Consider the following 12,955-nt stretch of genomic DNA (forward strand, 5'->3'; position numbering starts at 1 on the left):
GTTCAAAGTCTCGCGAGCAAGGGCGAGACAAGGCGAAAACAAGCGAAAAAGCGGAGTGCACATACGGTACATGAGCATTTTGAGTTTGTTTTCAACGCCCCTTTCTATCCATCCCGCCGACGCGCAGCAGATCGTAAACAGGTTCTTAGCGCTCTGCCCAAGCCAAGGTCGCCTTATACCCGTCCGGCGCCTCCAGCGCCCAGACTCTTGTCGCCGGCCAGCGTTCGGGCGCGGCAATCCGCAACGGCAGTTCCTTATCCGTCAGTTCCAAGGCCTCGAACGCGGACAGGTGCTGAGCAATGCCCACGCCCCAGGCTTTCAGCACCGCCTCCTTGATGGTCCACAACTGGAAGAAAGCCGCCACGTCCCGCCCGTGTCCGCATAGTTCCAGCTCCCCCGGCAGCAAGGTCTGCTCCGCCAACGCCGGCACGTCGCGCATGGCTTGCACCGTTTCGATGTCCACCCCCACCTGCCCGCCGCGCGCGATGGCGATCAACGCGTAAGCGCCGGAGTGAGACACATTGAAGACCGGCGCGCCGGCCAGGCTCAAGACGGGTTTCCCATGGGCGCCCAGCTCAAACGTCAGCGCGTCCGGCGTCAGGCCGGTTTCTTGCGCCAGCAGCCGCCGCAAGGCCAAGCGAGTCAAGGCGAACTGCAACTGGTTGATGGTGCGCAGATAGCGCAGGCAGCGCTTGCGCTCGTCCTGACTCAAGCCCGCCAGCAGCGCCTCGTCCACCGGCCAATCCACATCCAGCCGCACGCGGTACAGCCTCAAGGCCTGCGGCGCGCCCGCCGGACAAGGCAAGGGCTTGATCAAAGCGTTCAGTTCCATCCGCCTCTCCGCGCAAAAACCGCCATTATCCCTAGCCTGTAGCACGGCAACCAGGCCATTTGTGACCATCCCGCCACAATTTGGCACTTTTCATGCGTAATAATCACATTCCTTGGTTGAACTCGATAATGAGAATCGTTACCATTTGGCTATGGATAAATTCATGCATGCCCAAAACGCGGCCAAACTTGGCAACGGGGCCAGCGCAGCCAACCTGTCGCCGGTGCTGCGCAGCTGCGAGCTGTTCGCCAAAGGCAGAGAAATCCTGATCGAGCATCAGGGCGAAATGTATCGCTTGCAACTCACACGCAACGGCAAGCTCATCCTAATCAAATAGGTCTCTGACCACACACACCGCAAGCCAGCCAAGACTAGCCAGCCAGCGGAAGCACCCAACCTTAGGAAGTTTGGAGTTTCCATGGCCTTATTTCGCGCCACCCCCTTGGTTCTGAGCCTGGCCGCCGCCTGGCCCGCGCTGGCGGCGACGCCGGCGGAACTGGAGACCGTTCAGGTCACCGCCCACCGCAGCAGCAAACCGCTGGCGGAAACCGCGCCCAACGCCAGCGTGATCTCGCGCCACAAACTGGACGATCAACTGGTGCGCGACATCGCCGACGCGGTCAAATACGAGCCCGGCGTGGAAGTGGCCACCGATCCGGCGCGCCGCGGCAACGCCGGTTACACCATCCGCGGCATCGACGGCAACCGCATCCTGATGCTGATCGACGGCATCCGCCTGCCGGAATCCTATGCCGGCGGCGGCAGCAATAACGGAGCCGTTTCCGGCCGCGATTACGTGGAACTGGAAACCCTGCGCGCCATCGACATCGTCAAGGGCCCCACTTCCAGCCTGTACGGCTCCGACGCCATCGGCGGCGTGGTGGGCTACCGCACCAAGACCGTGGACGACTTCGTGCCGGAAGAACAAGGCGTGGGCGGCAGCGTCAAGGGCTTTGGCGGCACCGCCAACAATGGCTGGGGCAGCAGCGCCGGCGTGGGCGTCAAGGGCGAGCGCGCCGATCTGATGCTGCTCTACACCCATCGCAACGGCCACGAAACCGACAACCAGGGCAATAACGACAGCAGCAGCACGCTGCGCACCAAACCGAATCCGCAAAGCTGGGACAGCGACAATGTGCTGGCCAAGCTGGGCTTCAAGCCGGCCGCCAACCAGCGGCTGGAACTGACGCTGGAGCACTACCAGCGCAATGCCGACAGCAATCTGTTGAACTCGCTGGGTCCTGTAGTCAATCAACGCGGAATGACGCTTTACACCATCACGGGGAAGCAAGCACAGGATAGAACGCAACGCGACCGTGCATCCTTGACTTGGGAAGGTCGTCAACTCGGGGCCTTCGACCGGCTGGCAATCAGGGCTTATTACCAGAAACTGAATAATGCCGACAATGATACCGAGTGGCGTGATAACGGCCAGCGCATACGTTCCGACTACGGTTTTGAACAGGACAGCTATGGCCTGACCCTGGAAGCCGAGCACAACTTCCAGGCCCTCTCCGCTGAGCATCAGCTCTTGTGGGGCGCGGACTTGAGCCGCACCGACACCAGCCGTCCACGCCTCAAGACCCAGTACAATCCGAACGGCAGCAGCAGCAATATCGTCGACGGCGAAACCTACCCCAACAAGACCTTCCCCGACAGCCGCTCCGAACGCATCGGCCTCTTTGTCCAGGACGAGATCAAGTTCGGCAACGGTCTGGTGGCCTCGCCATCGCTGCGCTGGGATCACTACAAGATGACGCCGCAGCCGGACCAGGCTTTCGCCAACGGCAACCCCAACAACTACCAAGTGCCCGCCTTCAAGGACAGCGCCTTCTCGCCCAAGCTGGGTCTGAGCCTGCCGTTCGCCGATCACTACACCGGCTTCCTGCAGTTCTCCTCCGGCTTCCGCGCGCCGCCGTTCGACGACGCCAATATGGCCTTCACCAATCCGGTGCAGCGCTATCAAGTGCTGCCCAATCCCAACCTCAAGTCCGAAAGCAGCCGCGGCGTGGAGTTGGGCCTGAAAGGCCAGTGGGACAGCTTTGACTTCGGCGTCACCGTCTATGCCAACCGCTACAAGGACTTCATCGACCTTGCATCTCTCGGCACTATCAACGGCTTGTCCGCCTACCAGTACCAAAACATAGGCGAAGTCGAGATCAACGGTGCTGAAGGCCGTGCAGCTTGGCGCTTCGCTCCCGCTTGGCGCGCCATGGCGTCCATCGCCTACGCTCAGGGCAGTGACAAGCAACGTAACCAGCCATTGGCCAGCCTGACGCCGCTCAACGCCACTCTTGGACTGCGTTACGACCAAGCCAACTATGGCGGAGAAGCGTTCTTACGCTTGGTCACCGCAAATACCCGCATTCCCGATCTGCGTCCCGACGAAGCACGCGGCCAAAGCACCATACCGTTCAAGGCCCCCGGCTACGCAACGCTGGACCTGACCGCTTATTGGAAGCCGGCCAAGAACACTATTCTGCGCGCCGGCGTGTTCAACGTCTTCGACCAGAAATACTGGAAGGCAGCCGATGTGCGCGGCAAGTCCAGCAGCGTGCGCACGCTGGACCTGTTCACCCAGCCTGGCCGCAACCTCAGCGCCAGCGTCGAATACACCTTCTAACCGCGAGCGCCCGCCCCTTGGCGGGCGCCCGTTTTTGATCGTTCCAAGGAGAATCCAAACATGACCGACTTCAGCCAGCTGTGGGATCGTTACCAAATCCTGAAAGCCAGCCAGCCGAAACTGCGCGTGCGCGACGCCGCCGACGCCCTGGGCGTCAGCGAGGCCGAACTGGTGGCCGCGGACCCGGCCAGCCAGGCCCTGCAACCGCATTGGAACGACATCCTGGGCCAGATCGCCCAGCTGGGCCCGGTGATGGCGCTGACGCGCAATCACGCCTGCGTGCATGAAACCACCGGCGATTACCGCAATGTGCAGATCGACGGCAAGATCGGCCTGGCCATCAACCCGGTCATCGACCTGCGCATCTTCCTGTTCCATTGGCAGCACGCCTTCGCCGTCACCACGGCCAGCGCGCGCGGCGAGCAGCGCAGCCTGCAGTTCTTCGACCGTTTCGGCGAGGCGGTGCACAAGATCTATCTGACCGCCAATAGCGATGCGGCCGCCTACCAGCGCCTGGTGGAGACCTTCTCCGCGCCCAAGGTCGCGCTGAGCATAGACCCGCAGGAAGCCGAAGCGAAGGAGCTGGACGACGAGGCCATCGACAAGGCCGGCTTCCAGCAGGAATGGCAGAGCCTGCAGGACGTGCACGCCTTCCATCCCTTCCTGCGCCGCTGGGGCGTGTCCCGCCAGCAGGGCTTCCGCCTGGCGCCGGAAGGCCAGGCCTGGCGCGTGCTGCCGGAAGCGGTGGAGCAGCTGCTGCGCCGCGCCGCCCATATCGAAGCCCCCATCATGGTGTTCGCCGGCAACCGCGGCATGATCCAGATTCACACCGGTCCGGTGCGCAATGTGCAGATCGTCGGCAACTGGCTCAATGTGCTGGACCCGCACTTCAACCTGCATCTGCGCACCGATCTGATCGCAGAAGCCTGGGTCACCCGCAAGCCGGGCGATCACGGCGTGGTGACCTCGCTGGAACTGTTCGACGACAAGGGCTTGTCGCTGGCCACCTTCTTCGGCGAGCGCAAGCCGGGCCAGGCGGAACGCGTGGAATGGATCAAGCTGCTGGGCGAGCTGCCGGCACTGGAGCGCGCCGATGTCGCCTAAATTCGCCTTCGCCGCCCTGCTGGGCCTGGCCGCCGCGCTGCCCGCCTGGGCGGCGCAACGCATCGTGGTGATGACCCCCGACATCGCCGACATCGTGGTGGCGCTGGACGCCGGCAAGGAAGTCGTCGGCCGCGACCGCTCCAGCAAGTCGCCGGCGCTGGCTCAGGCCCAGGTGGTGGGCTTTTCCCGCGCGCTGAACGCTGAAACCATCGCCCGGCTCAAGCCCACCCTGGTGCTGGGCAGCGCCGAGGCGCAACCGCCGACGGTGTGGACCCAGCTGCGCCAATTGCAGGTGCGCGCCGAGGAAGTGACGCGCCGCGAGGACGGCGCGGACTTCGCCGACGCGATCCGCAAAGTGGGACAGCTCTTGGGCCGCGACGCCAACGCCCAGCAACTGGCCAGCCGCTGGCAACGCGAGATGACGCCGCGCCCGGCGCGCGGCGTGCGCTATCTGGTCAGCTACGACGGTCAGCTGGTGGCCGGCCGCGACACCGCCGCCGACACCCTGATCCGCGCCGCCGGCGGCGTCAACGTCGCCAGCCAGCTGTCCGGCTTCAAGCCGATGGCCCGCGACGCCTGGCAAAGCCTGCAACCGGACGTGATCATCCTGGGCAGCCACACCGGCGCGGTGCACGGCGGCAAGGAGGCCTTCTCCAAACGGCCGGAAATCGCCTCCACGCCGGCCGGCAAGCAGGGCCGCATCTACCTGTTGCCGGCCAAGGACGCGATGATGGTGGGACTGAACAGCCCGGCGGTGGTCAAGCAGATGGTGAAGATGTGAGCGCGCTGAGCATGGAAGCCGCCGCGCCCAATCGCGGCCGCTGGCTGCTGCTGGGTCTGATCGCCGCCAGCCTGCTGCTGCCGCTGCTGGCCTTGTCCAGCGGCGGCAGCGGCCTCGCCTGGCCGGACTTCAGCGATCCGCTGCTGACCCAGCTGCGGCTGCCGCGCATCGCCGCGGCGCTGGGCGTGGGCGCGGCGCTGGCCGCCAGCGGCGCGGCCTTGCAAGCGCTGTTTCGCAATCCGCTGGCCGACCCCGGCCTGATCGGCACGTCCAGCGGCGCGGCGCTGGCCGTGGTCAGCATGCTGGCCATCGGCGCCGCCGGCCTGTCCTTGCCGCTGGCCGCCTTTGGCGGCGGCCTGCTGGCCACCTGGCTGATTCTATTGCTGTCGCGGCTGGTGCGCGGCGGCCTGGCCGGCCTGCTGCTGATGGGCCTGGTGGTGGGCGCCTTCTGCGGCGCCATCACCAGCCTGATGATTTTCATGTCCGACGACCTGACGCTGCGCGCCGCCACCAGCTGGCTGGCCGGCAATCTGTCGTCGGCCTCGTCGGAACGGCTGCTGGCCTGCCTGGGCGTGGCCGGCCTGGGCTTGCTGATCCTGATCGCCGTGGGCCGCGATCTGGACTGCCTGCTGCTGGGCGAGGACGCCGCTCGCTCGCTGGGCATCGATGTGCGCCGCACCCGCCGGCTCACCGCCGTCGGCGCGGCGCTGGCCACCGGCGGCGCGGTGGCGCTGTCCGGGGTGATCGGCTTTGTCGGCATGATGATTCCCAACGCGCTGGCGCTGCTGCTGGGCGGCTGCCGTCGCCGGCTGATCCTGCTGTCGGCCTGGGCCGGCGCCTTATTCCTGCTGGCGGTGGACACGCTGGCGCGCACCATCGCCTGGCCCATCGATCTGCCGGTGGGCTTAATGGCGGCCTTCGCCGGACCGCCGTTTTTCGTATGGCTGTTCCGGCGGCAACAAAGGAGTCTGATCAATGGCTGATACCACTACCCTGTGCGTGCGCCAGCTGGCCTACGACATCGGCGGCAAGCGGATTCTGGACGACATCAACCTGGACTTGCCCACCGGCCGGGTCAGCGCGCTGCTGGGCCCCAACGGCGCCGGCAAGACCACGCTGATGCGGCTGCTGGCCGGTTTGAACACGCCCGGCGCCGGCGCGGTGCGCCTGGCCGGGCAATGCGTCGGCCGCATGGAGCCGGCGGTGCGCGCGCGCCGCATCGCCTGGGTGCCGCAACACATACCGGCCGGCATTCCGCTGACGGTGCGCGAATTCGTGATGCTGGGCCGCGTGCCCTACCTCGGCGCCTTCTCGCAGCCGCGGGTGGAGGACAAGAGCGCGGTGGCGGACGCCTTGGGCACGGTGGAGCTGGACGATTACGCCGACAAGCGGCTGGACCAGCTGTCCGGCGGCGAGCGCCAGCGCGCGGCCATCGCCCGCGCCTTGGCGCAGCAGGCGCCGGTGCTGCTGCTGGACGAACCCACCAATCACCTGGACTTGCGTCACCAGCACCGCTTGCAGCAACTGCTGCTGGAATTGTCGCGCCAGGGCCGCACCGTGGTGCAGGTCTTGCACGATCTGGCGCTGGCGGCCAGCTACGCCGACCACGTGGCCTTGCTGGAACAGGGCCGGCTGGTGGTGGCCGGCGCGCCGGAACAAGTGCTGACGCCGGAGCGGCTGCTGGCGGTCTACCGCTGGCCGGTGCGTTTGCAGCGCAACGGCAACGACTGGCAGGTCAACGCCGCCTTGGCGCAGGCGCAGAAGCCCGCGGCGCTGGCGGCCGGCGCCTGAGAGCCTGTTCATAGTCTGCTGCGCGTCGGCGGGATGGATAGGTAAAGGGCGTTGAAACTGGTTTCGAAATGCTCATATACCACTTGAGCATTCCGCTTTCTCAGCCGCAACGCCTTGTCTCGCCTTAGCTCGCGAGATCGGAAACACGTTCTTAGACTAGGTCCAAAAATAAAAACCCCCGGCTTGCTGACGCGAGCCGGGGGTTTTTCGCGATCTGGCCGCGCTTATTTCAGCGCGTAGATCGCCGGCAGATTGCGCCAGGCGCCGCGCACGTCCATGCCGTAACCGAACACGTAGCGGTCCGGCACGTCCAGGCCGACGAAGTCAGCCAGCATCGGCTTTTCCTTGCTGATCAGCTTGTTGGCGAACACGCCGCTGTAGAAGGCCTTGGCGCCCATGGCCATCACTTTGTCGCGGATCGCCGCCATGGTGTGGCCTTCGTCCAGGATGTCGTCCAGCACCAGCACCACGCGGTCGCGCACGTCTTCCTTGGGCGCCTGTTTCCATACCAGTTCGCCGCCCTGGGTCTTGTCGCCGTAGCGGGACACGTGAACGTAGTCGAAGTCCAGCGGGAAAGCCAGGCGCGGCAGCAGCTGACCGGTAAACACCACGGCGCCGCCCATCACGGACAAGACCAGCGGATAGGTTTCGCCCAGTTCCTCGGTGATTTCCACCGCCATGCGGTCAACGGCCGCGCTGACTTCCTCGGCGGTAAACAGCACGTCGGAGCTGTTGATCAGGCCACGGGCCTCGGCAATATTGGGCATGATGACTCCTTGATTCACACACGCAAACGCCGCTTTGAAGCAAGCGGCGTGATTGAAAAAACGATTAGTTCTTGGCCAGCGACCGCAGATAGGCGGCGAACTCGGCGCCCACCTCGTGATGCTGCAAGCCGTAATTGACCGTGGCTTTAAGATAGCCCAGCTTGGAGCCGCAGTCGTAACGCACGCCCTTGAACGGCAGCGCCAACACCGGCTCGTCCTTCATCAGCGCCGCGATGCCGTCGGTCAGCTGGATTTCGCCGCCGGCGCCGGCCGTGGTGTTGACCAGCTTGTCGAAAATGCGCGGGGTCAGAATGTAACGGCCCACCACCGCCAGATTGGACGGTGCCGCTTCCGGGCGCGGCTTCTCCACGATGTGTTCCACCTGCTGATGGCCGCGCGCGTCCGGCGCCACCTTGACGATGCCGTAAGAGCCGGTCTCCTCCGGCGCCACGGTTTCCACCCCCAGCACCGAGGTGTGGGTTTCGTCGAACAGCTTGACCATTTGTTCCATCGCGCCCGGCGCGCCTTCGATCAGGTCGTCGGCCAGGATCACCGCGAACGGCGCGTCGCCCACCACCGGCCGCGCGCACAGCACGGCGTGGCCCAGGCCCAGCGCCTCGGTCTGACGGATGAAGATGCAGGACACCGACGGCGGGATGATGCCCTGCACGGTTTCCAGCAGCTTCTGCTTGTTCTTGTTTTCCAGTTCGGTTTCCAGCTCGTAAGCCTTGTCGAAATGGTCTTCGATCGAACGCTTGTTGCGGCCGGTGATGAAAATCAGCTCGGTCATGCCGGCGGCGATCGCCTCTTCCACCGCGTACTGGATCAGCGGCTTGTCCACCACCGGCAGCATTTCCTTGGGGCTGGCCTTGGTGGCCGGCAGGAAGCGAGTGCCCAGCCCGGCGACGGGGAAGACCGCTTTCGTGATTTTTTTCATGCCCATTCTCGTTAACAAGCGTTGACAGCCGCGCATTCTACCGCGCCGCGGCCCGCTGGTGAAAGTCCCGCCTCACAAAGCGGCGGCAAAACGCTGAGCCAGCGCCTGCGCCGCGCCTTCCAGCACCGGCCCCCAGACGCCGGCCTCGGTCTGGCGCCAGACCCGCATCGAGTCGTACCACGGCGCGCGCTCGCCGGCAGCCAGGAAGAAGGGCGCGCTTTCCGCGCGCATCAACACCCAGACCGGCTTGCCCATCGCACCGGCCAGGTGGGCGACGGCGGTATCGACGGTGATCACCAGATCCAGCTCTGCCACCCAGGCGGCGGTGTCGGCGAAATCGTTCAAGGCCGGCGTGCTCAACAAACCTTGCAAAGCCGAAGGCGTCGTTCCCGGCTGCAAGGACACGAAATCAATGCCGGGCAGCCGGCACAAAGCGGCGAAGTCCTCCGGCGGCACGGATTTATGGCGGCGCCAGTGATCGGCCTTGCCCACGCCCCATTGCCCGCTCTCCCACACCACGCCGACGCGCGGCCGGCCGCCGTCGCGCGCCGGGACCGCGGCCGGCACCGCGCTCAGATAAGGCTGGCCGGACAGATTGTCCAGCGTCACGCCCAGCGCGCCGGGCAAGGACATCAGCGGCAGTTGCCAATCGAAAGCCGGAGCGGCCTCCGGCTCCAGCAATTCCACGCCGTCGAATTGGGCGAACAGGCGATGAAAGGTTTTGGGGCAGGCCAGCAGCAGGCGCGCCCGCGGATGCTCGGCCCGCAGCCGCGGCAGGAAGCGCGCCATCTGCAGGCTGTCGCCCAGGCCCTGTTCCGCCCACAGCAGCAAGGCGGACGCGTCCAGCGCCTGGCCCTGCCAGCGCCGTTCGCGGTGACGCGGCTGCAGGATGGCGTCCCAGCGCGCCTCGTAATACGGCCAGGCCTCGGCGTAGCGCCCGGCCAGCAATAGCGCGATGGACAAGCTGAAGCGCAGATTGGCGTCGTTCGGGTCCAGCTCCAAACCGCCTTGCAACACGGCGATGGCGTCGTCCAGCAGCAAGGCGCAGGTGCAGGCGTAGCCCAGGTTGTTGCAGCGCGCCGGGCTCGCGCCGGCCAGCTCGATGGCGCGCAAATGGCAGGCGATGGCCTCCTGGTATTGCAGACGATGTTGCAAGACCACGCCCAGATTGCTCCAGGCGTCGACATGCTCGGGCTCCGCCGCCAGGGCCTCGCGCAGCAGCGCTTCCGCCAGTTCCAGTTCGCCCAGTTCCTTGAGCAGCACCGCCAGATTGCACTTGATATTGACCGACTGCGGATTGAGCGCGGCGGCGGCCAGGTAGTCGTCCAGCGCGCGCGCGCTGTCGCCCTGGCGCAGACGGGCGTTGGCGCGGTTGGCCAGCGCCTGCCAATCCTTGGCGTTCCGCCTCAGACATTGATCAAACGCCTGCTCCGCCTCGCGCCAGCGGCCCTCCGCCGCCAATCTATTGCCTTGTTCGAAAGCTTGGTCCGCCGTCATCTGTTCCGTTCCTTCTTAAATTCCTGCCACGGAAAAACAAAAACCGATTTAGCCACGGAAGCGCACGGAAGGGCATGGAAGGCAAACCCTTTAGCCACGAAATCCACGAAAATAACAGCAGCCTCTGGTTTGGTCCGTGTTTTTCCGTGTGCTTCCGTGGCAAAAAACATTTGCCGCCGAGGCTACAGGCTCTTCAGTCACTCTCCGGCCAGCAAGGCTTGCAAGCCGGCCTCGTCCAGAATCGCCACGCCCAGCTCTTCCGCCTTGGCCAGCTTGCTGCCGGCTTCCGCCCCCGCCACCACGTAATGGGTTTTCTTGGACACGCTGCCGGACACCTTGCCGCCGGCGGCTTCTATCAATTCCTTGGCCTGGTCGCGGCTCAGCGTCGGCAAGGTGCCGGTCAGCACCAGGGTCTTGCCTTCCAGCACGCCGGCCGCCGCCGCTTGCGCCGGCAGCGCCGCCAGCATCTCGTCGACCAGGGCGGCGAGCGCGCGCAGGCTGTCTCGCTTGCCCGGCAGGTCCAGCCAATCGGCCAGCGCGTTGATCACCTCGGCCGGCAATTCCAGATCCAGCAGCGCGCGCCGTTCGCGCCCGGCCAGCGCGGCCAGGCCGTCGATCTGCGCCGCCAGCTGTTGGCTGCGCACCTCGGTCAGACGCGGAATGTCCAGCCGCGCCAGCAACACGGCCGGCTGAAGACGCTCGGCCAGGCGCGGCGACGGCGCGTGCTCGTCGGCTGGCGCCACATGGCTCAACAAGGCGTCCAGCGCGGCTTCGTTATTGGCTTCGGCGAAGAAGTCCGCCAGCGATTCCGCCACCACGCCGCCGATGTCCGGCAGCGCGGCGAACAAGGCCGCCGGCGAACGACGGATCAAGGCCATCGTCCCCAGCCAATCGGCCAGGGTCTTGGCGGTGGATTCGCCGACATGGCGGATGCCCAGCGCGAACAGCAGCCGCGCCAGCGGCGGCCGCCGGCTGGCGGCGATCGCCTCGATCAGGTTTTCCGCCCATTTGCTCGCCACCTTGCCCGCCTTGACGGTTTCCGGGGTCGCGTCCTCGTCCTCGTCGGCGCGGCGCTTCATTTCCAGCAAGTCTTCCAGCGTCAGCCGGTACAGATCGGCCACGCCGCGCACATAGTCGTACTCCACCAGCTTGTCGATATAGCGTTCGCCCAGGCCGTCGATGTCCATCATCCGGCGGCCGGCGAAATGCTGGATCGCCTGGCTGCGCTGCGCGCGGCAGGACAGGCCGCCGGAGCAGCGCGCCACCGCCTCGCCCTCTTCGCGCACCACGTGGCTGCCGCATACCGGACAGGCGCCGGGCAGCCGGTAGGCCGGATATTGCGGTTCGTCGAACAAGCCGCCATCCGCGGCCGGCAACATGGGCCGGCGCTCCATCACCACCGACACCACTTCCGGAATCACGTCGCCGGCGCGGCGCACGATCACGGTGTCGCCCACGCGCACGTCTTTGCGCCGCGCCTCGTCCTCATTGTGCAGGGTGGCGTTGGTGACGGTGACGCCGCCGACGAACACCGGCTTCAGCCGCGCCACCGGGGTGATGGCGCCGGTGCGGCCCACCTGCTCCTCGATCGCCTCGACCTGGGTCAAGGCTTCCTCAGCCGGGAATTTATGGGCAATGGCCCAGCGCGGCGCGCGCGACACAAAGCCCAGCTCGTCCTGCAAGGCGCGCTGATTGACTTTGTACACCACGCCGTCGATATCGAAAGGCAGGCCGGGGCGGCGCTGCTGTACTTGTTCGTAATAGGCGATCAAGCCGTCCACGCCGCGCACCACCGGCCGCAGGTCCTCGGCCACCACAGGAAAACCCAGCGCCCGCAACCAGCTCATTTCCCCGCTGTGGCTGGCCGGCCAGTCCGCGCCCTCCACCTGGGCGATGGCGTAGGCGAAGAAGGACAGCCGGCGCTGAGCGGTGATGCGCGAATCCAATTGACGCAAGCTGCCGGCGGCGGCGTTGCGCGGATTGGCGAAGGTTTTGTCGCCGCGCGCCGCCTGCTCGCGGTTGAGCTTGTCGAAATCCTGCTTCAGCATCAGCACCTCGCCGCGCACTTCCAGCAGGCCGGGCGTGGCCGCGCCGGCCGGCAGCCGCAGCGGAATCGCTCGCACCGTGCGGATGTTCTCGGTGACGTTCTCGCCGGTCACGCCGTCGCCGCGGGTGGCCGCCTGAACCAGCACGCCGTCGCGGTAAAGCAGGGAGATCGCCAGGCCGTCGAACTTGGGCTCGGTCGCGTACTCCACCTCGGCAAGATCCAGCCCTTTGCGCACCCGTTCGTCGAACTGCAGCAGCTCTTCATGGCGCTGCTCGCGCTCGCTCAGCTGCATATCGGAAAACGCGTTGGACAGCGACAGCATGGGCACGCTGTGGGTCACTTGCTGGAATTCGTCCAACGGCATGCCGCCGACGCGGCGGGTGGGCGAATCCGCGCTCGCCAGTTCCGGATGCTCCTGTTCCAGTTGTTGCAGCTCGCGGAACAGGCGGTCGTATTCGGCGTCCGGCACGGTGGGGGTGTCCAACACATAGTATTCGTGGCCGTAGCGGTTCAGCAGTTGATGCAGTTCGGCTACGCGCTGTTGCGGAGTTTGGGCGGTCATGTTCAGTCGGACTC

General features: G+C 65.9%; 11 protein-coding genes. 6 read left to right on the forward strand and 5 right to left on the reverse strand.

Going from position 1 to position 12,955, the window contains the following annotated elements:
• Positions 1-145 precede the first annotated feature (145 nt).
• Positions 146-832: a 4'-phosphopantetheinyl transferase family protein gene (locus ACODSD_RS21345; protein WP_488878279.1), complete on the reverse strand. Its 687-nt coding sequence runs from the start codon at positions 830-832 to the stop codon at positions 146-148.
• A 163-nt stretch (positions 833-995) separates the two neighbouring features.
• Here ACODSD_RS21345 and hemP point away from each other — a divergent pair, with 163 nt between their 5' ends.
• The 6 genes from hemP (at position 996) to ACODSD_RS21375 (ending at position 7,131) form a co-directional block, all read left to right on the forward strand.
• Positions 996-1,169, forward strand: a complete 174-nt coding sequence (gene hemP, locus ACODSD_RS21350) for a hemin uptake protein HemP (protein WP_107801622.1) — start codon at positions 996-998, stop codon at positions 1,167-1,169.
• 81 nt (positions 1,170-1,250) lie between these two features.
• On the forward strand, positions 1,251-3,455 hold the full coding sequence (locus tag ACODSD_RS21355) for a TonB-dependent hemoglobin/transferrin/lactoferrin family receptor (RefSeq protein ID WP_488878280.1): 2,205 nt from the start codon (positions 1,251-1,253) through the stop codon (positions 3,453-3,455).
• Between the two features lie 60 nt (positions 3,456-3,515).
• Positions 3,516-4,559 (forward strand): hemin-degrading factor, encoded by a 1,044-nt coding sequence (locus ACODSD_RS21360; RefSeq protein ID WP_488878281.1) that lies wholly within the window; start codon positions 3,516-3,518, stop codon positions 4,557-4,559.
• Complete coding sequence (locus ACODSD_RS21365; protein WP_488878282.1) at positions 4,549-5,340, forward strand: heme/hemin ABC transporter substrate-binding protein; 792 nt, start codon at positions 4,549-4,551, stop codon at positions 5,338-5,340. The genes ACODSD_RS21360 and ACODSD_RS21365 overlap by 11 nt, the downstream gene beginning before the upstream one ends.
• Positions 5,337-6,323, forward strand: a complete 987-nt coding sequence (locus tag ACODSD_RS21370) for a FecCD family ABC transporter permease (protein WP_233246639.1) — start codon at positions 5,337-5,339, stop codon at positions 6,321-6,323. The genes ACODSD_RS21365 and ACODSD_RS21370 overlap by 4 nt, the downstream gene beginning before the upstream one ends.
• Positions 6,316-7,131, forward strand: coding sequence for an ABC transporter ATP-binding protein (locus tag ACODSD_RS21375; protein WP_107798069.1), 816 nt, complete (start codon positions 6,316-6,318; stop codon positions 7,129-7,131). The genes ACODSD_RS21370 and ACODSD_RS21375 overlap by 8 nt, the downstream gene beginning before the upstream one ends.
• A gap of 224 nt (positions 7,132-7,355) precedes the next feature.
• Here ACODSD_RS21375 and ACODSD_RS21380 read toward each other — a convergent pair whose 3' ends face one another.
• From ACODSD_RS21380 to ligA, 4 genes are all read right to left on the reverse strand, one after another.
• The gene (locus tag ACODSD_RS21380) at positions 7,356-7,898 is read right to left on the reverse strand and encodes a hypoxanthine-guanine phosphoribosyltransferase (protein ID WP_019103182.1); all 543 of its coding nucleotides are present in this window, start codon (positions 7,896-7,898) and stop codon (positions 7,356-7,358) included.
• Positions 7,899-7,962: 64 nt separating this feature from the next.
• Entirely contained in the window at positions 7,963-8,835 is an 873-nt protein-coding gene (gene galU / locus ACODSD_RS21385; RefSeq protein ID WP_107801619.1) for a UTP--glucose-1-phosphate uridylyltransferase GalU, read from the reverse strand.
• A 72-nt stretch (positions 8,836-8,907) separates the two neighbouring features.
• Positions 8,908-10,332: a tetratricopeptide repeat protein gene (locus ACODSD_RS21390; RefSeq protein WP_107798068.1), complete on the reverse strand. Its 1,425-nt coding sequence runs from the start codon at positions 10,330-10,332 to the stop codon at positions 8,908-8,910.
• Between the two features lie 197 nt (positions 10,333-10,529).
• Positions 10,530-12,941 carry an NAD-dependent DNA ligase LigA gene (ligA, locus tag ACODSD_RS21395; RefSeq protein WP_488878283.1) on the reverse strand — a complete coding sequence of 804 codons (2,412 nt, stop codon included), beginning with the start codon at positions 12,939-12,941 and terminating at the stop codon, positions 10,530-10,532.
• Between the last annotated feature and the right edge of the window lie 14 nt (positions 12,942-12,955).

This window comes from Chromobacterium sp. FG22 (assembly GCF_057809415.1).

Excerpts from the sequence above, each read along its gene's own strand:
- ACODSD_RS21345 (WP_488878279.1), bottom strand. The coding sequence starts at position 832 with ATGGAACTGAACGCTTTGATCAAGCCCTTGCCTTGTCCGGCGGGCGCG.
- hemP (WP_107801622.1), top strand. The coding sequence starts at position 996 with ATGCATGCCCAAAACGCGGCCAAACTTGGCAACGGGGCCAGCGCAGCC.
- ACODSD_RS21355 (WP_488878280.1), top strand. The coding sequence starts at position 1,251 with ATGGCCTTATTTCGCGCCACCCCCTTGGTTCTGAGCCTGGCCGCCGCC.
- ACODSD_RS21360 (WP_488878281.1), top strand. The coding sequence starts at position 3,516 with ATGACCGACTTCAGCCAGCTGTGGGATCGTTACCAAATCCTGAAAGCC.
- ACODSD_RS21365 (WP_488878282.1), top strand. The coding sequence starts at position 4,549 with ATGTCGCCTAAATTCGCCTTCGCCGCCCTGCTGGGCCTGGCCGCCGCG.
- ACODSD_RS21375 (WP_107798069.1), top strand. The coding sequence starts at position 6,316 with ATGGCTGATACCACTACCCTGTGCGTGCGCCAGCTGGCCTACGACATC.
- ACODSD_RS21380 (WP_019103182.1), bottom strand. The coding sequence starts at position 7,898 with ATGCCCAATATTGCCGAGGCCCGTGGCCTGATCAACAGCTCCGACGTG.
- galU (WP_107801619.1), bottom strand. The coding sequence starts at position 8,835 with ATGAAAAAAATCACGAAAGCGGTCTTCCCCGTCGCCGGGCTGGGCACT.
- ACODSD_RS21390 (WP_107798068.1), bottom strand. The coding sequence starts at position 10,332 with ATGACGGCGGACCAAGCTTTCGAACAAGGCAATAGATTGGCGGCGGAG.
- ligA (WP_488878283.1), bottom strand. The coding sequence starts at position 12,941 with ATGACCGCCCAAACTCCGCAACAGCGCGTAGCCGAACTGCATCAACTG.